This is a genomic window from Bacillus sp. 05T31 (genome assembly GCF_056396725.1).
This window is the reverse complement of record NZ_JBFTMA010000013.1, coordinates 1-18931: the sequence shown is the minus strand read 5'-3', so window position 1 is coordinate 18931 and position 18931 is coordinate 1. Positions and strand designations below refer to the sequence as shown.

21 protein-coding genes are annotated in these 18931 nt (G+C 34.7%); 4 read left to right on the top strand and 17 right to left on the bottom strand.

The genetic code is table 11. From position 1 onward, the window contains the following. Window positions 1–2: 2 nt before the first annotated feature. Window positions 3–98: an IS3 family transposase gene (locus tag AC1DJR_RS01865; protein WP_414645822.1), complete on the top strand. Its 96-nt coding sequence runs from the start codon at window positions 3–5 to the stop codon at window positions 96–98. On the opposite strand, the gene AC1DJR_RS01860 is transcribed toward AC1DJR_RS01865, so the two are convergent. Then, entirely contained in the window at window positions 95–1267 is a 1173-nt protein-coding gene (locus AC1DJR_RS01860; protein ID WP_477001922.1) for an NAD(P)H-dependent flavin oxidoreductase, read from the bottom strand. The two genes, AC1DJR_RS01865 and AC1DJR_RS01860, sit on opposite strands and share 4 nt — an antisense overlap. 73 nt (window positions 1268–1340) lie before the next feature. Here AC1DJR_RS01860 and AC1DJR_RS01855 point away from each other — a divergent pair, with 73 nt between their 5' ends. Next, window positions 1341–2261 carry a S66 peptidase family protein gene (locus AC1DJR_RS01855; protein WP_477001921.1) on the top strand — a complete coding sequence of 307 codons (921 nt, stop codon included), beginning with the start codon at window positions 1341–1343 and terminating at the stop codon, window positions 2259–2261. Window positions 2262–2288: 27 nt separating this feature from the next. On the opposite strand, the gene AC1DJR_RS01850 is transcribed toward AC1DJR_RS01855, so the two are convergent. The 3 genes from AC1DJR_RS01850 to AC1DJR_RS01840 all read right to left on the bottom strand — a co-directional run bounded on the left by AC1DJR_RS01850 (window position 2289) and on the right by AC1DJR_RS01840 (window position 3756). Then, entirely contained in the window at window positions 2289–2687 is a 399-nt protein-coding gene (locus tag AC1DJR_RS01850; RefSeq protein ID WP_002011614.1) for an SseB family protein, read from the bottom strand. A gap of 87 nt (window positions 2688–2774) precedes the next feature. Then, entirely contained in the window at window positions 2775–3329 is a 555-nt protein-coding gene (locus AC1DJR_RS01845; protein WP_477001920.1) for a cysteine hydrolase family protein, read from the bottom strand. Window positions 3330–3342: 13 nt separating this feature from the next. Further along, window positions 3343–3756 carry a carboxymuconolactone decarboxylase family protein gene (locus AC1DJR_RS01840; protein ID WP_326997668.1) on the bottom strand — a complete coding sequence of 138 codons (414 nt, stop codon included), beginning with the start codon at window positions 3754–3756 and terminating at the stop codon, window positions 3343–3345. A 123-nt stretch (window positions 3757–3879) separates the two neighbouring features. On the opposite strand from AC1DJR_RS01840, the gene AC1DJR_RS01835 reads away from it, so the two are divergent. Both AC1DJR_RS01835 and AC1DJR_RS01830 read left to right on the top strand, forming a co-directional pair. After that, window positions 3880–4332: an Lrp/AsnC family transcriptional regulator gene (locus tag AC1DJR_RS01835; protein WP_002030598.1), complete on the top strand. Its 453-nt coding sequence runs from the start codon at window positions 3880–3882 to the stop codon at window positions 4330–4332. A gap of 100 nt (window positions 4333–4432) precedes the next feature. Further along, window positions 4433–4615 (top strand): DUF3913 family protein, encoded by a 183-nt coding sequence (locus AC1DJR_RS01830; RefSeq protein WP_000707108.1) that lies wholly within the window; start codon window positions 4433–4435, stop codon window positions 4613–4615. 29 nt (window positions 4616–4644) lie between these two features. On the opposite strand, the gene AC1DJR_RS01825 is transcribed toward AC1DJR_RS01830, so the two are convergent. The 13 genes from AC1DJR_RS01825 to nrdF all read right to left on the bottom strand — a co-directional run bounded on the left by AC1DJR_RS01825 (window position 4645) and on the right by nrdF (window position 18925). After that, the gene (locus AC1DJR_RS01825; protein WP_477001919.1) at window positions 4645–5658 is read right to left on the bottom strand and encodes a CPBP family glutamic-type intramembrane protease; all 1014 of its coding nucleotides are present in this window, start codon (window positions 5656–5658) and stop codon (window positions 4645–4647) included. A gap of 313 nt (window positions 5659–5971) precedes the next feature. After that, the gene (locus AC1DJR_RS01820) at window positions 5972–6748 is read right to left on the bottom strand and encodes an ABC transporter permease (RefSeq protein ID WP_477001918.1); all 777 of its coding nucleotides are present in this window, start codon (window positions 6746–6748) and stop codon (window positions 5972–5974) included. Beyond that, window positions 6748–7650 carry an ABC transporter ATP-binding protein gene (locus AC1DJR_RS01815; protein WP_002030591.1) on the bottom strand — a complete coding sequence of 301 codons (903 nt, stop codon included), beginning with the start codon at window positions 7648–7650 and terminating at the stop codon, window positions 6748–6750. Before AC1DJR_RS01815 ends, AC1DJR_RS01820 begins: the two co-directional genes overlap by 1 nt. 14 nt (window positions 7651–7664) lie before the next feature. Further along, complete coding sequence (locus tag AC1DJR_RS01810; protein ID WP_060750609.1) at window positions 7665–8456, bottom strand: hypothetical protein; 792 nt, start codon at window positions 8454–8456, stop codon at window positions 7665–7667. Next, on the bottom strand, window positions 8453–9151 hold the full coding sequence (locus AC1DJR_RS01805; RefSeq protein ID WP_113733573.1) for an ABC transporter ATP-binding protein: 699 nt from the start codon (window positions 9149–9151) through the stop codon (window positions 8453–8455). Before AC1DJR_RS01805 ends, AC1DJR_RS01810 begins: the two co-directional genes overlap by 4 nt. Continuing rightward, the gene (locus tag AC1DJR_RS01800) at window positions 9148–9528 is read right to left on the bottom strand and encodes a GntR family transcriptional regulator (RefSeq protein ID WP_429686957.1); all 381 of its coding nucleotides are present in this window, start codon (window positions 9526–9528) and stop codon (window positions 9148–9150) included. Before AC1DJR_RS01800 ends, AC1DJR_RS01805 begins: the two co-directional genes overlap by 4 nt. Window positions 9529–9721: 193 nt before the next feature. Then, a complete protein-coding gene (locus AC1DJR_RS01795; RefSeq protein ID WP_002030584.1) occupies window positions 9722–11095 on the bottom strand; it encodes a putrescine aminotransferase in 1374 nt (457 codons plus the stop codon). Then, window positions 11096–12589, bottom strand: a complete 1494-nt coding sequence (locus AC1DJR_RS01790; RefSeq protein WP_429686956.1) for an aldehyde dehydrogenase family protein — start codon at window positions 12587–12589, stop codon at window positions 11096–11098. A 269-nt stretch (window positions 12590–12858) separates the two neighbouring features. Further along, window positions 12859–14988: a sigma 54-interacting transcriptional regulator gene (locus tag AC1DJR_RS01785; protein ID WP_477001917.1), complete on the bottom strand. Its 2130-nt coding sequence runs from the start codon at window positions 14986–14988 to the stop codon at window positions 12859–12861. A 144-nt stretch (window positions 14989–15132) separates the two neighbouring features. Further along, window positions 15133–15381, bottom strand: a complete 249-nt coding sequence (locus AC1DJR_RS01780) for a biotin/lipoyl attachment domain-containing protein (protein WP_060750615.1) — start codon at window positions 15379–15381, stop codon at window positions 15133–15135. Window positions 15382–15408: 27 nt separating this feature from the next. Then, a complete protein-coding gene (locus AC1DJR_RS01775) occupies window positions 15409–15699 on the bottom strand; it encodes an SAV0927 family protein (RefSeq protein ID WP_060750616.1) in 291 nt (96 codons plus the stop codon). A gap of 485 nt (window positions 15700–16184) precedes the next feature. Then, entirely contained in the window at window positions 16185–17534 is a 1350-nt protein-coding gene (locus AC1DJR_RS01770) for an APC family permease (protein WP_477001916.1), read from the bottom strand. Window positions 17535–17956: 422 nt separating this feature from the next. Continuing rightward, window positions 17957–18925, bottom strand: a complete 969-nt coding sequence (nrdF, locus tag AC1DJR_RS01765) for a class 1b ribonucleoside-diphosphate reductase subunit beta (protein ID WP_002011508.1) — start codon at window positions 18923–18925, stop codon at window positions 17957–17959. Window positions 18926–18931: the final 6 nt, after the last annotated feature.

Below are 18931 nucleotides of genomic sequence, written 5' to 3'. Positions count from 1 at the left end.
CAATTGAAGAATATATTTACTTTTATAACTATAAACGGTTCCAAAAACGACTCAACCATCGAGCTCCGATAGAATATCGAATCTCGATGGCTGCTTAGTCTTTTTCATACTGTCTACTTGACAGGGGTAAGACCACAAGTGGTCTTTTTTTATATACATCTTGTAATTGTTCAATTACGTTCTCTGCTTCTTTCATGACACGTTTCACTACGTGCTGAGCTGATTCCGTTCGTGCTAATGATGATGCTTGTCCCGCCCAAAGCGACATATACTCTTCCTTATTTTGCTTYGCTGCTTCTTGACGTATTTTTGAAGTTAATACGTTTTGCACTGGATACATCGGTAAATTCYCTTCTCTTCCTTCATGTTTCTCTATAAATTCATTACGAATACCCCGTGCATATTTCCCGGAAAACGCACGAGTTACCGTTGTACTCGTATCTGTACTATGTAAAATCGCTTCTTTATACASGTCATGCGTAATACTTTCTTCRCTCGTTAAAAAGGCTGATCCCATTTGAACAGCTTCTGCCCCTAACGCAMATGCCGCAACAAGCCCTTGCCCATTCATTACACCACCTGCTGCAACAATCGGGATATGAGGTACTTCCGCTACTAATTGCGGGATTAATGCAAATGTACCAATCATCGCATCTTGTTCTTTCCCAATAAACGTTCCTCTATGCCCTCCTGCCTCGCTACCTTGCCCGACAATAATATCTACCCCTAACTTAGCAAGTGCTTTCGCTTCCGYTACATGGGTAGCTGTTCCGATAACTTTTATCCCTTCCTTTTTCAAATCATCTATTTCTTCTTTTTCTAACGTTTGAAATGCAAAACTAACGACTGGTACCTTTTCCTCTAATAATACTTGTAATTGTTCTTTATAGCTTTTTGGAAGTTTTAAAGTCTTTTCTTCCTCTATACCTAATTCTCTATTCACTCCACTAAGTAATACTTTCGCCTCGTTTACCTTCTCTTCTTCTATCTGTATCTCTTTCGTTAAAAATAAATTAACACCGAAAGGCTTATTTGTTAGTTCCCTTATTTTATAAATCGCTTCACGGATTTGTTCTGGGCTCATATACCCTGCTCCAAGCGTACCTAATCCTCCGCTATTACTCACAGCTGCAACAAGTTCTGACGTTGTAATCGCTCCTGCCATACCTGCTTGAATGATCGGATACTTAATTTGTAATATATCTATTACTCGACTTGTAAACATCATTTTCCCTCCTACTTTCCCTATACCTTCTTTATATGACATGCTTTCCCCTTCTTTTACAAGGATTGAACTTTCGCTCAAGCGAATATATTGAAAGAGAAGGAGGCTGAGAACAATGATTTATCCAAATGCTTTGCAAAAAGGTGATACAGTAATGGTTATTGCACCGTCTGGCCCACCAACACTTGAGAATATATTAAAAGGTGTGAAMGTATTACAAGAGATGGGATTATCCGTAATAATTGGAAAGAGTGTTTATGAAAAATATGGATATTTAGCTGGAAGTGATCAAGTTCGTCTTGATGATATACATGAAGCATTTACAAATACTGAGGTCAAAGCAGTCTTTTGTGCACGAGGTGGTTACGGCAGCGCTCGTCTCCTCCCTTACATTCAATATGAAATCATTCAACGGAATCCAAAGATTTTTTGGGGATATAGCGATATTACGGCTTTACATACTGCCTTTTCACGTTATGCGGAGCTGGTTACTTTTCATGGTCCAATGATTGAAGAATTAGGAAAAGGTATAGATTCTCTCTCCTTATCTTCTTTCAATCAACTATTCCATCCGTATTCATCTATCTTATATGCATCAGAATGTATCGTACCTACCTCTCCATGTACAGTTACAGGCACATTAGTTGGAGGGAATTTAACTGTGTTAACAAGTATAATTGGCTCGCCCTATGAGATAAATACGTCAAATAAACTTTTATTGCTTGAAGATATTGGTGAAGAACCGTACCGCATTGACCGGATGTTAAATCAACTACTTTTATCTGGACAGTTTAATGAATGCAGCGGCGTTATTTTTACAAGTTGTCACGACTGCAACCCTTCTAAGCCATCTCAATCATTGCAAACAATATTATATGAATATTTCACGCCATATAATATACCTGTGTTATTCGGYYTACCGATTGGACATATAAGTCCAAATATCGGTATTCCCCTCGGAGCTACAGCAACAATAAATACAACTAACAAAACTGTTTCTATTTCTTCTGGTATAGCCACTCCATGTTCAAATTAAAAAGGAAAAGCTGCTAAGCTTTTCCTTTTACTTATAATAATTAAAGATTCGTCCTGATGCTATCTCTGCAATTTCTTCTGGAATAAATGTTTTACTCATATCTGTTCCAACATTTAATACAGCTGTCGCATCTTTCTCGATGCTACCCAATAATTCTTTTCCACGTATCGTAATAAGGGGTGTACCTTCTGGCAACACATCTTTTACAAATTTCAATTGTGTAAAGAACGGAACGATCCATCTACCCTCTCCTTGGAAATGACGCAAACGAAGTGTTCCTTCCGTTGCCCCGTCTTCTGCTTCAAGTGAACCAGCAACATAAAACTCCGTTGTTAAGAGCAATTCATAAAATTCCTTTTGCTTTTGTTTATCATCTCCTGCTAAAACGAGTACTTCTTCTATTTTCTTTACTGGAATTTGCTCCATATGATGCCACCCCTATTTTCAAAATGATTATACTTAGATTATACGAAATATTCTTATTTTTTTCTACATAATTCCACAATTATTTTCTTAAAATAATTTTAAAACACCTTCAGTCGTAACGATTTTRGCAAATTCATCATGTAAGTTTACAAGTGTCATATTGTGAATGTCCTCTGCACTATACTCTGTCCCGTCCAGACCTTTACGATTGAATGTAGCCGTCGCATCGCTCACTAAATACGTTGTAAGCCCTAAATTACCTGCCATCCGTGTTGTAGTCTCCACACAATGATTTGTTGTTAATCCTACAATCACTACYGTATTACAWTTTTGTTCTCTTAATTGTTCTTCCAAATTTGTCCCAATGAACGCGCTATTAACGGATTTCTGGATAATTATTTCATCTGGCATTGGTTGCACTTCTTCTTTAAAGTTTACCGTTTCCGCATGTTGATAAAACATCGATTGAACATTTTCTTTATTTACATGTTGAATATGAAAAACTGGTAGTTTTCTTTTTCTCCATTCTTCTAACAAACTTTTCATATTTTCTTCCGCCAAAAGGTTATTCCTCACGCCCCAGTATGGTAAGTTGAATGCTTCCTGTACATCAATGATTATAAGTGCTGCTTGATTAAGCATAATATCCTCCTAATTAATTGGGCTGTAATTGAAACAGAAAACCAAGTTGCTGCGAAGCAGTAATAAAACAAATATAGGCACAAAGCTCTACAATTTCTTTTTCAGTCCAATATTGTTTTAATATATGAAACATATTATCATCTATCGCCTTTTGGTCATGAACAAATGCATGCGCAAAAGTAACGGCTACGCTAATTTCTTCTATTTTTTGTATATCATCCGGCTTTCCCATTGCCATACAGTACGGACATTCATTCCCAAACGCTAATGTTCTTCTTACTTGCTCCTTTAACTCTACGGAAAGGGCCCCTGTACTATACAGTGTATTCTCTAACGTACTCCACGAATTTAATATATCTGGATTATGACCTAATAATTTTTGAAACTTTGTATCTCCTACATTTGATAATGTAATTCTCTCCATCATTTCCCCTCGGATTTCCTTCTTTTTTATTGTAAAATAAATAAAGTCCACTTTACATTTCATATGAATCTTAATTTTAAATTTTTCTTTACAAAAATTATCATTTTACTGGAGGTATATTTACAAATGCAATTAGACCGTGTTGATCGAAAAATTTTAAATGAATTATATAATGATAGCCGCCTTTCGATGCGTGAATTAGCAAAACGAGTAAACTTATCGGCTCCGTCTACTACAGAACGTGTACGTAAACTTGAAAGTGAGGGGATTATTCAAAAATACACAATCGATATCAATTATAAAAAAGCAGGACTTGTTTTAGATTGTATTTTAGAAATCACTTTAAAAAATGGTGATACAACACGTATGCAACAGTTTATTCARTCTTATCCATCTGCAAGTTTTTGTTACCGAGTAACAGGAAGCTTATGCTACATTGTAAAAATCTCTGTTCCTTCACTCGTTGAACTTGAAGAATTTATCAATGATGTTTCTTCATATGCAACGACAGTTTCTCATATCGTATTATCAGAAGTAGCTCTTACTCCGGACATTGAACATATATTCCCAGAAGTTTAATTCATATTTATTCGCAAAAAGAGTAAAAACCCCTTACATTAAGAATAAAAATGATATATCATGTATTAAAATACATAAAGTTCGAGAAAGGGGCTTTACATTGAAAATCTGGTTTTATGAAAAAACGGCACAATTAGATGACTTGCTTGGTATTTGGGACAATGTTCCGACCATCCCTCGAATTGGTGAAAAAGTTGAACTTCTAAAAACCGTTCGGATCGTTACAGATATTAAATATGTAAAGAACGGTAATAATTTTCGTGTAGAGATTATTACAAATTAAAAAGTAGCTCTTTAGGAGCTACTTTTTAATTATCTATTATGCGCTTTCTTTATAACAATTTTATCTTCTTCTACAGAAACTGTTACATAATCATTTTCTTCTAACCGAAGCTTATTTACAGCTTCATCAGGTAGTTCTACAGCCATCAATCTATCTGTTACTATCACTTGGCTATATATTTCATTTTCTTCTGATGTATTCACTACTTTTTCTTCATTTATGAAACGAATCGGTGGCACACCAACTTCTTTTACTGTACGCCATTGTTTCCAAATGTAAGGGATTAACCAAAGTAACCCGACGACCGTAAGCCCAATGCCGATCCATAAATTACTTTGTGCTTGTAATTCCGTAATCGAGATTGCGTCACTTCCCTCTCCACCTACAAATTGCATACTCGTTGCAATCAAATTATTTAGAGCATGCACAGCAATATTCGTCCATATATTTTTTGTCTTTATGTATAGAAGGCACATAATAACACCGAACATGAAAGCACCGATAACATCAAARTGTCCTAGTCCAAAAATAAGAGAGGATATAATAACCGCTCGTTTAATCCCCCATTTGTAAGCCATTCGCTGTAAGAAAAACCCTCTAAAAATAACCTCTTCCATTATTGGGGCTAATACACATGCTGAAATGAAAGTAAATATCGTCATGTATATGTTACTCGTATTAATTACATTTCCATCTTCTAACATGGTAACTAAGAAATTAGGTAAAGTATGTGCTAAAATATAAAATTGAATTTGGGATATACCGACTGCAAAAATCATTCCCATTATCGTTGCTAGTATAATTAGCCCCCAATGTAAACGTCTGGGCTTATCAAAAAAACTTTTAAAAACAACATTATTTTTACTTGTTTTTAAATATAGCCACAATAGTGGAAATGCRAAAAATATTGATATTTGTGACARKAACTCTATCGTATTGTCAGAAGCACCTGATAAATTTAATGGAATCATAGTCAGGAACATCCCTATAATCATCCATCCAAAAAAACTACGTAGCCTTATACGTGAAAATGCATGTTGCATATGGAACACCTCCAGAGATGATATAAAGTGAAACTTTATTCAGTATTTTATGGGTAGCCCTTCTCCACAAATGGCCGGATAACTAAATTATAATATGAATATAGTTGAAAATCTTCCTATTTTTCTCACTTTTTTCCGAATAATATACGTATTAAATTACATAATAACAATCCTATTTGATATACCATATCAATGTTCTTCAACTTAGTTACAATTATGTTCCTAAGTAAATATGTATCTGCCACACTTAAAAGCTACATAAATCAAAAAAGCTGGTTAATAAAAATCCCCGTTAACACGGGGATTTTTTCTACTATAATACGTCACGTTTTTGGAATAATACACTTGATGCTACAAGTAATACAGCAAAGTATGCAACTACAAGTAATAATGAAGTTGTAAACGTAAATTCTGTAAATGGTGGTTCTRCTCCGCCACTTACTAATTTATTRCTRTCGTAMRCACTTAAATTYAAATGSRARAATACMACAAAYTTYGCWACACCTTTWGCAAACATCATAAGCACCATTGTAATTGCACTTTGTAAGAAGAATAAGAACAACGAAATAATTAATGGTAATACAGAATTTCTAAATACATTAGCTAAGCAAAATGAAAGAGTTGCAAAGAAGAACGGTGAAAGTACTTGATATAAAATGGACTTCATTACGATTCCTAACGTTACTCCTGTTTTACTACCGTCCATTACAATCCCGCCAATAATCATTGCGATTAACGTGCTAGCAAATATGATAAATAATATAGTAAGTAACACTGTAATATATTTAGAGAACAAAACTGTAATTCGTTTTCTCGGACGGATTAATAACTGCTTAATTGTACCTTTTTGGAACTCATCAGTAATTGTACGAGACGCAATCGTAATTCCAAAAATTGTTGCAAATAAGGTAATTAAACCAATCTCTGAACTTACAAAATCTAAATATGATCCTTTAAACTCATTTCCTCCTCCCCATTTCAGCATCGCTAAAACTCCCAAAATCTCCAATGCTGCAATTACACCTATTAAAATGTACATACCTTTTTTCGCATGTAACTTTAAAAATTCATTTTGAATTAATTTAAACATTACGCTTTCACTCCCCCTGTAATCGCTAAGAACTCATCCTCTAACGTTTTATTTTGAACAGTAACACCGTATACGAGTACATCAGCATTCACTAACTGTTTTACAATTTGCGGAATCTCTTCTTTCATTACAGATGCCACAGCTACATTTCCTTGTACTTTACCTTTAATAATTTCGTTCGCTTTTTGAACTTGATCTACTTCAAATGCAACTACAACTGTTTCATCATGCTTCGCTTGTTCATGTAAGTTATACTCTTGTACAAACTCACCTTGCTTTATAATAACTACGCGATCACACATTAATTCAATTTCACTTAATAAATGACTTGATACAATGACTGCAATATTTTCTTCTTTCGCTAATCGTTGTAAATAATCACGAATTTGGCGAATACCAGCTGGATCTAATCCATTTGTCGGTTCATCTAAAATTAAGATTTTCGGCTGATGAAGTAACGCCTGCGCAATTCCTAAACGCTGTTTCATACCAAGTGAGTATGTTTTCACCTTTTTATGAATCGCATGCTCTAATTCAACAAGCTTTACAATTTCAGCRATGCGCTCTTTACTAATTGGKGTAATYGCCATGTTCGCAAAATGCTTYAARTTTTGCATTCCAGTCATATAATCATATAGCTCGGGATTTTCTACAATCGCTCCAATTTGCTCTAGCGCCTTTTCACGCTCTGTGCGAATACTATGACCACAAATTGTAATATCGCCTTCTGTCATAGAAATAAGACCTGTCATCATACGAATTGTCGTCGTCTTACCRCTACCGTTCGGTCCAAGGAAYCCGTATACYTCTCCTTCWCGAACCTCAAAYGATARGCCSCGAATRATTTCTGTTCTACCGATTTTTTTTCGGACATTTTCTAATTTCACTACTACATTTCCCAATGATGATTCCTCCTTTAAACTTCTAGTTTTTTGTCGATGATGCGCCCTGTAACTACTAATAATGTAATTGTTAATAAACAGTTAAAACATAGATTTAAAACTGTAATATCTGTACCAGAATAAAATGATGTATTTAAAAAGCCGTTTTGATCTATAAATCCAATATTATTTATGGCAAACACATACTTTTCTATTTGCTGAAAGATATATGTTATTCCCCCATTAAATGCGATAAAAACAACGAATAAGATTACGCAAACAATCTTACTCATCGATGATTTCACATTGAATAGCTTCGTAATTACTATAATTAAATAAATAGAAACTAGCATATTAACAAAATCTAGTCCCCATAAGAAAATAGATAACATATGATGTAATATTCCATAATCATATAAACTGTGGATTGCTTGCTGAACACCTAAATCTGTTTTTCCATTATAAATATTTAAAGAAAAATAGTATAGAAAAATGATTCCTATTCCTAGCAAAATCATAAAGAGTAGTACACAAAATAAAACATTTGCAGATATATATTTTTGTGCTGAAATAGAAGTACAACGTAGCATAGAGTTTTTTAGCATTTTTCGAAAAGATGATATACCTGTTAGAAGAATTGCGAATCCATTTATACCTAGTACGATAAAAAATATAATAATGATTATATCTTGCCTACCTGAAATTCTAGCTCCTGAAACTCCTTTCATATTAAATAAAAGAATTAATGAAACTGTAATAAATCCGAAGTAAATAATGGCTATTTTTCTCTTATTACAATTATACAGATAAAGAAAAAGCTGACTCATTTCTCATAGGCCTCCTTAAACAGCTCATGTACTGCCTTCCCCTTTTGAAATCGAAGTTCTTCCACATTTTCATGCAATATTATTTCTCCATCTTTCAAAAAGATTACTTCATCAAAWATATTTTCGATTTCTCTTATTAAATGAGTTGATATAAGCAGCGTACAATCTTCACGATAAAATTTAAGGATTAGCTCAAGTACATGCTCCCTAGAAACGAGATCAATCCCGCCAAGCGGTTCATCCAGTACGAATAACTTCGCTTTTCGAGAAAATGTTAAAATGATTTGCAGCTTCTCAATCATCCCTTTTGACAATGCTTTAATTTTTTCTTCTAACGGTATTTTGAATTCCACAATCGTATCTACTGCTTTTTGAATATCGAAGTCTTTATAAAAATCTCTATAGAAAAATAAAGCATCTTTTACAGTCATCCAATCATCAAAGACTGGCTTATCGGACATAAATGAAACGATTTTTTTCGTCTCTAATCCTACCTTTTTACCATCTATTGTAATACTACCTTCAGAAGGATGCTGCAGGCCTGCAATCATTTTCAATAACGTCGTTTTCCCGCTCCCGTTATCCCCAACAAGCCCAACGATTTTTCCTTCTGTAATCTCTATGTTTAACTCACGGATCACTGCTTTTAATCCGTACCGCTTCCATAGATTTTCTATTTTTAATAACTCTGTCATTCGCTCTCCTCCCTTTTCTCATGTAATGAAGAACGAAGGATTGTAAGAATTTCTTCTTCTGAAAAACCTAAATTGTCCATTCCATCTATAAAAGAATGAAGTAATTCTTTCGCCATATCTTTTCGCAGCTCCATAATTTTCTCCCCTTCATTCGTTACATATCGCCCCATTCCTCTACGTGTTACAACAACTCCATCCCGCTCTAACTCTTGAAATGTACGTTGAATCGTATTTGGATTTACTTGTAAATCACTCGCTAATTCACGTACGGAGGGAATTTTATCGCCAGGCAATAAATGACCCGTTACAATTTCTTTCTTTACGTATTCCATTACCTGAATGTAAATTGGTGTATTTGGAGAAAACTCAATTTTCATTTCTCCCCTCCTGTCTTAGTGTGTTAGTTAAATAGTACACTAAGACAAATTACATGTAAATACTTACAACAAAAAATGTAATAAAAAGGCAGTGTAACTTTTCGTTACACTGCCTTCCTGTAATAACATACAGGTAAATCTATTCTAATTATAGTTTCAATCGTTTGAATTCACATATAACCTTATACAAAATTTATTTTACTTTTACTTGAGTTAGCACAGATTTAAACGTATTAATAACTGTATCTACTTCTTCATAACTAATTGTAAGGGATGGTTCAATACGAATAGTTTTTGAATTAATTAATGTTCCCGCAACAAGAATGCCTTGATCAAACATCGCCTTTGACACTTCATAACCAATCTCGTCTTTATGGAATTCAATCCCAATCATTAAACCTTGACCACGRATTTCAAAGATTTTATCTTCGTGTCCTTCTGCTGCTTGTTTCAATCCATTTAAGAAATACTCTCCAACTTCCATCGCTCGTTCCGGTAATTTCTCTTCCAATAAAACATGGATTGTTGCAATTGCAGCAGCACATGCAAGTGGATTTCCTCCAAATGTTGTTGTGTGCATAAATGGATTTTCAAACCAACTTTTGAATACTGTTTCTTTCGCAACAATAGCTCCCGCTGGCATTACACCTCCACCAAACGCCTTCGCAAGACAAATAATATCCGGCACGACATCATATAATTCTGCAGCAAACATTTTTCCTGTACGTCCCATTCCAGTTTGTACTTCATCAAAGATAAGGAGTGATCCAAACTCATCACAAAGCTCTCGTACTTGTTTCAAATAATTTTCTGGAGGTAAAATAATACCGCCCTCTCCTTGAATTGGTTCTAAAATAACTGCTGCAACATCTTCTCCCACTAATGCACATGTCTCAAATGTTTTTCTCATCATATCAATATCGCCAAACGGAACATGACGGAAACCCGGAATTAATGGTAAAAATGGCTTACGGAACATTCCTTTTGCCGTCCCAGATAAAGCACCAAGGCTCTTACCATGGAAAGCACGCGTTGTAGCAATGAAAGTTGTTCGTTCACTATACATTTTTGCTAGTTTTAATGCTGCCTCTACGCTTTCTGTTCCACTATTTGTGAAGAAGGCATATTTCAAATCACCAGGTGTAATATCCGCTAAAATCTTTGCAAGCATTGCTCGAAGTGGATCTAGTAAGTCCTGACTGTGCAATGCTTGACGCTTTAATTGATCCGTTACAGCTTTTACCACTTTCGGATTACGGTGACCAACATTATAAATTCCAAATCCACCTAAACAGTCAATATACTTTTTACCATTAATATCCATGAAGCAAGATCCTTCATCTGACCATTCTACTGCTGCAAATTGTCCATCTTTTGTTACTGTTTTTCTATAAGCAAGAAAACCAGGGTTTACATGCTCTCTAAATCCATCTACTGTTTCTTTTTGAATCCAGTTTGCCTCTTCTTCAGTAACCTTTTCTTTTTCAATTAACTGTAGTACTTTCGTAATATACTCATTTACATTTGATTCTTTCTCATTCAATTTATTTTTCACGTTCGTTTCCATCTAATTCACCTCTACATTTTTTTTATTTGCAAACCAACCAATAGGTTCTACTTCTAGATTTATATTAATCTGCTTAATCTCTTGAAATTCTTCTAAACCAAACGTYCCTAGACTACGMCCTATACCACTTTGCTTATATCCGCCCCAAGGCGCCTCATTGTATGTTGGATGATAGCTATTAATCCACGTAATTCCTGCGCGAAGTTTGCGAATCACACGCATTGCTTTTGCACCATCGACTGTAAATACTCCTCCAGCCAAACCATAGTCTGTACCATTTGCCAACTCAATTGCTTCCTGTTCGTCTTTAAACTTTTGAATTACTACAACAGGACCGAAGATTTCTTCCTGGACAATGCGCATATCAGGTTTTACATTGACAAAGACTGTTGGTTCAATAAAGAAACCATCACCTTTTCCATCCTCCATTATTCGTCTACCTCCGCAAGCAACGTTTGCACCTTCGTCTTTCCCAATTTCAATATAGCGTAATACTTTTTCCATATGTTCTTGACTTACAAGTGGCCCCATTTCTGATTCTGGATTATCACCAGGTCCAACGTTAATTTGCTGTGCTCGCTCTACAAAACTATTAACAAATTTATCATAAATCTTTTCTTCTACAAGGATTCTTGATCCTGCTGAACATACTTGTCCGCTACCTGCATAAATACCGAATAGAGCATAATCAATAGCGGTCTCAAAATCTGCATCTGCAAAAATAATATTTGGAGATTTCCCTCCAAGTTCTAACGAAATCTTTTTCATATTATCAGCCGCTGTTCTCATAATGTGCTTACCTGTTTTTGTTCCACCTGTAAAGGAAATCATATCCACTTTATGACTCGCTGCAATTTCATTTCCTACTATTGGACCAGCCCCCATTACCATATTGGCAACACCTTTTGGTAGCCCTACTTTTTCAAGGATTTCGAATAGCTTTGTTGCAGTGATTGGTGTCACTTCAGAAGGTTTAAACACAATTGTATTTCCAGCTGCTAAAGCAGGTGCAATTTTCCATACACTCATCAATAGCGGATAATTCCATGGAACAATTAATCCACAAACACCAACTGGTTCTCTTACAACCATCGCTTGCATCGGATCGGCTACATGATATGTTTGACCATCTGGCTTTGTAATCAATCCGGCATAATAACGAAAACAAGCCGCTGCATCTCCAATATCTCCTTCTGCCTCACGATATGTTTTTCCATTATCCATTGTTTCAAGGTACACTAATTCTTCCATATTTTTATCAATTTCATCTGCTATTTTAAATAAATATGATGCCCTTTCAGCAGTGGATGTCGCTGACCAAATTCCGCTATCGAAAGCCATTCTTGCCACTTCTATCGCGTATTTTGCATCCTCAATCGTTCCCTCAGGTGCATATGCTATACCCTTGCCATTCGCAGGGTTAATAATCGTTCTTTTCTCTTGATTACTAGACTCTCTCCATTCACCGTTTACATACATTTTTAAATCTAGCACTATATTGAATCCCCCTTCATCGATCGTTTATATATTTATAAGCAATTTTCATGCCAATATTTAAAATCCAAAGGCATCATACATAAACTGACTATTTTCTTAAAARCAAYAAACAWTTTATGCAYTYYCGCATACACTATTCCATTTTGCATAAARYGRAAYKTTAATCATTTCCGCTACCGCCTTCACCACTCGGGACTTGAMTCCYAGAGAATATGTACATGCTGAGCACACACAAAAAGGAGAAGTCTATGTGACCTTCTCCTTTTTTAGGAATAAGAGATGATATCAGCCGCTATCCCTTTTTCACTAACAATTTTTTGATATTTACGACTCACTGAAGATTGGCTGATTCCAAGAGCTTTTGCAGCCTTAGTCGTTGTTTTGTACTGCTTCATTGCAAGTAAAATCAATTGTTCTTCTACAGAATGTAGTGCTTCTTGTAATGGTAATACTCTTGTAATAACTGGTTTTGATTTTTTGAAGGCATAACCAGTTGTTAAAAACTTACTAACAAACTCCGCTTCAATTACTGGATCGTCTGCTGATACTACTAAACGTTCAATCATATTTTGTAATTCACGTACATTTCCTGGCCATGAGTAAAACTCTAGTAAGCTAAGCGCATCTGGAGTTAAATGATAATTTTTATTATATTTTTCATTTAACTGTTGTAAGAAATGAAAGGCAAGTACCGGAACATCTTCCATTCGCTCTCGTAAAGAAGGAACTCGCAACGGAATTACATTKAGCCGATAAAAYAAATCTTCACGGAATGTTCCAGATTCGACCATCTTTTCAAGGCTCTTATTTGTAGCAGCAATAATTTGTACATTTATTTTCATAGGTGTTGTACTTCCAATAGGAATTACTTCTTGTTCCTGCAGGACTCTAAGCAATTTTACTTGCAAATGTAAAGGCATTTCTCCAATTTCATCTAAAAATAAAATACCTTGATCAGCTCGCTTAAAATATCCTTCTTTTCCATTTTTATYGGCTCCTGTAAAAGCACCTTTCGTATAACCAAATAGTTCACTTTCTAGCAAAGTTTCTGGAATTGCACCACAATTTAATTTTAAAAATGGCTTTGAAGATCGGTTTCCAAGTTGATGAATTGCCTGAGCAATTACTTCTTTTCCGACGCCAGATTCTCCAGAAATAAGAACATTGGAAGAAAAATCTGCTATTTTTTTAGCTTGGTTAATAATTTGCTCCATTTTCGGACTACAGTAAATAAGCTTCTTAAGAAAACGATCTTTATTTTTAAAGTCATCTAACTCCTTCTTATATTGCTCTGATATCTTCTTTATTTCATGTAATTCCGTCTTCAATCTCGTTGCTTCGGTAATATCCCTGGAGGCAATAATAATACGATGAAGCTCTCCGTTTTCATTAAATACAGGGTTTCCAACTGCTAATATTTTTCTTCCGCTTTTTGTTTCTTGTACAACTGATACCTTTTTTTGTTTTTCCAACACTAATCGCGTAACCGATGGACTAAATAATCCTTTCTTTTCTAGGTCTAAAAGATTTTTTCCTAACAAGTCCTTCAAATTACTCCCCCAAAAATCATTGATAACAGTTTCACTATAACGAATTAATTCCCCTTTATGATTAACAACTAATATTTCATCATAAATGCTAGACAAAATTGCATGTAAATCTTCATTTAAATCCTTTATATATTCAATTTCCATCGCCATGTCCTCGACCATCGGCAAATCTTGCACAATAATAACCATTCCTTCAATACTTTGATCAAAGTTTGGAATTGGACTATAGTCAACTAATACACCCATCTCATTTGTGATTTGTAATTGATTCAAGATCGTTTTTCCCGTTGTAAATACGTTATTAATGTGCTCTTCGTTAAAAATCAGTTTTGCTGGTACATTCATAACTTTTTCAGGAGTCGATTTAATCATCTTCAAACCAGACTCATTGCAATTTACAATTTTCTTTTCACGATCTACTACAAAAATCCCCATTGGAATAGACGTTAAAATAATTTTTAATATATCAACACTCTGATTTTCTTGTTTAAATAGTTCTGCAAAAACATCCTCTCTTCTTATATATCCTGTTAGCTCATCCACTTCATTTTTTACTATGGCAATCGGCGCTCCAATAATTTGAAAAAGAGCTGTTAAAGAAATATCTTTACTAAGATGACATATTGTATCTAGTGAAACAGCATTTGAAAGTAATAGCTTAGAAGTTAATTCCTTACTATTTGATAGCAGATCCTTCACATGAACGTATGCAAATAATTCCTCTCCTCTTTTTAAAAATAGAAACGATTCTTTTATATTTTTAACATCTATATTCCATTCCTTTTCAGATTGATCGATAGGTAGAGAAACTATGGGTCTAATTTTTGTATGAGCGATGGAAAACATGCTGCTATTCCTCCTTTGAACTATTTAATTTGTATTGTATCATTAAATACAGATTTTTTTAATTAATCTGAAAATAAAACGTTTCTTTCTTTATTTAATAAAAAAAGGAAGATGAGTGCCTCCATCTTCCTCATAGTTCTATCATTAATCACTACCACTAACGAAAAGATCTTCTTGAATATAAGCTAATACCATACCTGGAATTACTTTATCTCCCGCTTCTACTTCTAAAGATTGAACTTCTCCACTACATCCCATCTTAATTACTTCCAGTTTACCATTCATATCTTTAATAGCGAATAATGGCTCCCATTCATAAATTCGAGAATCCTTATTAATAGACACTTTTTCAATTATTCCATAACACGGACTCGTAATAATATCATAATACATAATCAATCATCCCTTTCTTTTATTCTATTAATATTGTTCTTCTAACCTTTGTGACTGAAGAATCATATAGAAAAAGCTTTGAAACTCTTCTATGTCCTCTACCTCAATGCCTAGCCTTGTTGCCCAATATTGTTCCTCTCCAATATCTTCTTGACTTAATAAAACCATTCTCCCATTTTGAATTGAAGTAACCATTGCCTTTCCAAGAAACTGTTGCGAATACGTAACAGCTATATCGTAACGATGGCTATTCGACAAAATGCAATAATAGCCAATTTGTTGTCTCTCCACTTCTTCTAATAAAATATCCAGTTTCATTTGGTCCCTCCTTTAGGTTAAAAATGCAACTAGCATATTAGACATGCTATTCCTACAACTTTGCAACCACCTTCAATGAAATGATTTTCAAGTTCAACTGTATTTGTTTTCTACTTGGATTACGACAATAACACCCCGCTTTTATATTTTTACTAATTGTACAAAGCAATAATTGTGCCAAATGAAAATACTATATTGATCATCTTTTATCAGCCATACTCCCTAGACTTGCCCCTCTTCCTTATGAATCGTTGAATGAATTATGCAATACTGCATGGTTGCCCAATCTTCAAAGAAAAAGACATCGGATCCATTCCCGATTTCTTTTTCTTTTTTATCCCGCTATTTGTGGGCAGTAAAACTCCCACCTCAAAATTCGGCTGGAGCAAAGAAGTTAGGTGGGAGCCCTGCTGCCCGTAAACGCCCGATTGGTGAGGGCTAATAATCGGCGGGGGATGCCCCACCCAACTGATTATAGTTTCACTTTATATTTCCTGTGCTTCTTCAAAATGCATTTGCGGAGGAGCTGAACGGAACATATTTGTAACATATAGAAGGTACCCAATTCCAATAGCAGCCCAGCAAAGTCCCAAAATAAGTGAATGGATATTGAGATTAAACCATAGTACGGCTACAGTAGCAGCACCCAAAATAGGCATAACTAAGTAATTTAAGAAATCTTTTATCGTCTTATATCTTTTTTTCTTGATTATATAGTAAGAAATTACAGACAAATTAACAAATGTAAATGCAATAAGCGCTCCAAAGTTAATAAGAGATGCTGCTGTTTCTAAATCAATGAATATAGCGAAGAGCGAAATAATTCCTACAAAAATAATATTATATACTGGGGTTCTCCAGCGAGGATGAATGTATCCGAATATTTTCTTCGGAATTACATTATCTCGCCCCATTACGTATAATAATCGAGATACACTTGTATGAGAAGCTAAACCAGACGCAAGTGTCCCCATAAGGGTTCCTACTAAAAAGAAAGCTTGAAATAATTTCCCGCCAACATATAGCGCAATTTCTGGGGATGCTGATTCTTGATTTTTAAATACAGATGTATCTGGAAAAATAGATTGTGTAAAATACGTTGTAGTAATGAATAAAACTCCGCCGATTAAAGCAGTAAGAAAAATAGCTCGAGGAATTGTTTTTTTGGCGTTTGGTGTCTCTTCTGAAAATGTAGTTACTGCATCAAAACCTAAAAATGAGAAACAAAGAATTGTTGCACCTGCAACTAACGGTGATATTTGTATATCTGATTGAAAAAACGGCTGAATGGAAAAAACTTCTCCTGTTCCCTCTCCCGCTAATAAGCCTTTTATAACTAGAAAAACAAATACGGCCATTACTAACACTTGAAATATTACTAAGAACGTATTGAAATTAGCAGTAACATTTACGCTAATCATATTTATTAATGTAACCAGGAGAACAAAGCCAATGACCCATACCCAACTAGGAACACTTGGGAAAAATGCTGACATATAAATTCTCGTTAATAGTGCGTTCACCATTGGTAGAAACAAATAATCCAATAACGCGGACCATCCAACAAGAAACCCAAGCCTTGCACTAATTGTCTTCTGTGTATACGTATAAGCAGATCCTGCGGTAGGAAAAGCCTTTACCATTTTTCCGTAGCTTGCAGCGGTAAACAACATCCCCGCTAATGCAATAAGATAAGCTCCTGGAACATGACCACCCGTTTTTTCAGAAACGATTCCAAWTGTGTCAAACCCAACCATCGGTGTCATATACCCGACCCCTAGCATAACAATTGACCAAAGCCCTAATGAACGTTTTAAACCAACTACTTTCCCCACCTATCATTCCTCCTACTTTCTCTATCTAATTTCCATTTAAAAATCGACAATCAAAAGGAAGCGTTTTCAAATAACCATATATCACACCGAGTATTACCTCCCTTTTTGTTACTTTTTAAATATTCATGCAATTTTTAAGCCAAAATTTCTAGAGTTTAAAAATTCAATATTAAAAAGAACGTATAGGTGGAATTAGACCTCATTTCTTCTCATTTTTTATTCATTTTGACATAAGTTATTCAATCTCTCATACGACTAAATATGAAAAATAAAACTTTAATCCTTGTTTTTTCATTCTCACTTCCTCAAAAATTGGGCTTTTACAAGATTAAAATATTTCCATGAAATAATAACATTATGTAAACTATTCATAGCAAAAAAGCTGTCTTTTCTATAAAGACAGCTTTTTCTATAACACTATATTAAAAATTGAATACGAAGTCATCGTCTGCTAACTTTTCAACATTCGTTGCTTTTACGTAACCATTTCCTTTTACAGAGAAGAAGTCATGGTTTTTCGTATCTGTACGTAAACCATTTAAAACGATTGGGTTAATTTCTTCTTCCTCAAACTTCGGCTCAAGTCCTAAGTTCATAAGTCCTTTATTCGCATTGTAACGAACGAAACGATTTACATCCTCTACAAGACCGATAGAAGTGTAAATTTCTTCTGTATATGCCAATTCAATTTCATACAGTTCCATTAATAACTCTTGCGTTTCCGTTTGTACTTCTTGTTGCTCTTCTGCAGAAAGTTCTGTGAAGATTTGTTGTGCTAAAATACCAACGAATACGCCGTGAATTGACTCGTCACGAATTATTAGGTTAATAATCTCACCACTTGCCGTCAATTTACCTTGACCCGCTAAGTAAAGTGGATAGAAGAATCCACTATAGAATAAGTAACTTTCTAAGAACACACTTGCTACCATTGCCATGTATAACTCTTTTTTCGTTACTTCAGGCTTTAATAAGCGACGATAGTAACTAGTAACAATACCAGCTTTTTTCTCAAGTAATGGATGGTTATCTACCCATTCAAAAATATCATCAATTTCTTCTTCAGTAGCTAACGTTGTGAAAATATGACTGTAACTCTTCGCATGTACTTCTTCCATAGCGCCCATGAAAGCTAATACACTTTTCGCTTGTAAATTTTCAAGATGAACAAGTACAAGTGGCATCCCTTCGCCACCTTGTTTCGTATCTAAAAGTGTTAAACCACCTAATACACGCTTATAAGCAATTTGCTCTTCTTTTGATAATTGTGCCCAAGTATTTTTGTCAGAAGACACTGCGATTTCTTCTTCTGTCCAAAACTGAGCGATGTTTTGCTTCCAAAACATTAAACTAAAATCATCTTCTTTTTTGTTCCAGTTTACCGCACGCATTAAATC

Bases quoted from the DNA above. Each gene is read 5' to 3' on its own strand.
- AC1DJR_RS01850 (WP_002011614.1), bottom strand. From the start codon at position 2,687: ATGGAGCAAATTCCAGTAAAGAAAATAGAAGAAGTACTCGTTTTAGCA.
- AC1DJR_RS01840 (WP_326997668.1), bottom strand. From the start codon at position 3,756: ATGATGGAGAGAATTACATTATCAAATGTAGGAGATACAAAGTTTCAA.
- AC1DJR_RS01810 (WP_060750609.1), bottom strand. From the start codon at position 8,456: ATGAGTCAGCTTTTTCTTTATCTGTATAATTGTAATAAGAGAAAAATA.
- AC1DJR_RS01800 (WP_429686957.1), bottom strand. From the start codon at position 9,528: ATGAAAATTGAGTTTTCTCCAAATACACCAATTTACATTCAGGTAATG.
- AC1DJR_RS01780 (WP_060750615.1), bottom strand. From the start codon at position 15,381: ATGTATTATGATATTATTACGAGTCCGTGTTATGGAATAATTGAAAAA.
- AC1DJR_RS01775 (WP_060750616.1), bottom strand. From the start codon at position 15,699: ATGAAACTGGATATTTTATTAGAAGAAGTGGAGAGACAACAAATTGGC.
- nrdF (WP_002011508.1), bottom strand. From the start codon at position 18,925: ATGCGTGCGGTAAACTGGAACAAAAAAGAAGATGATTTTAGTTTAATG.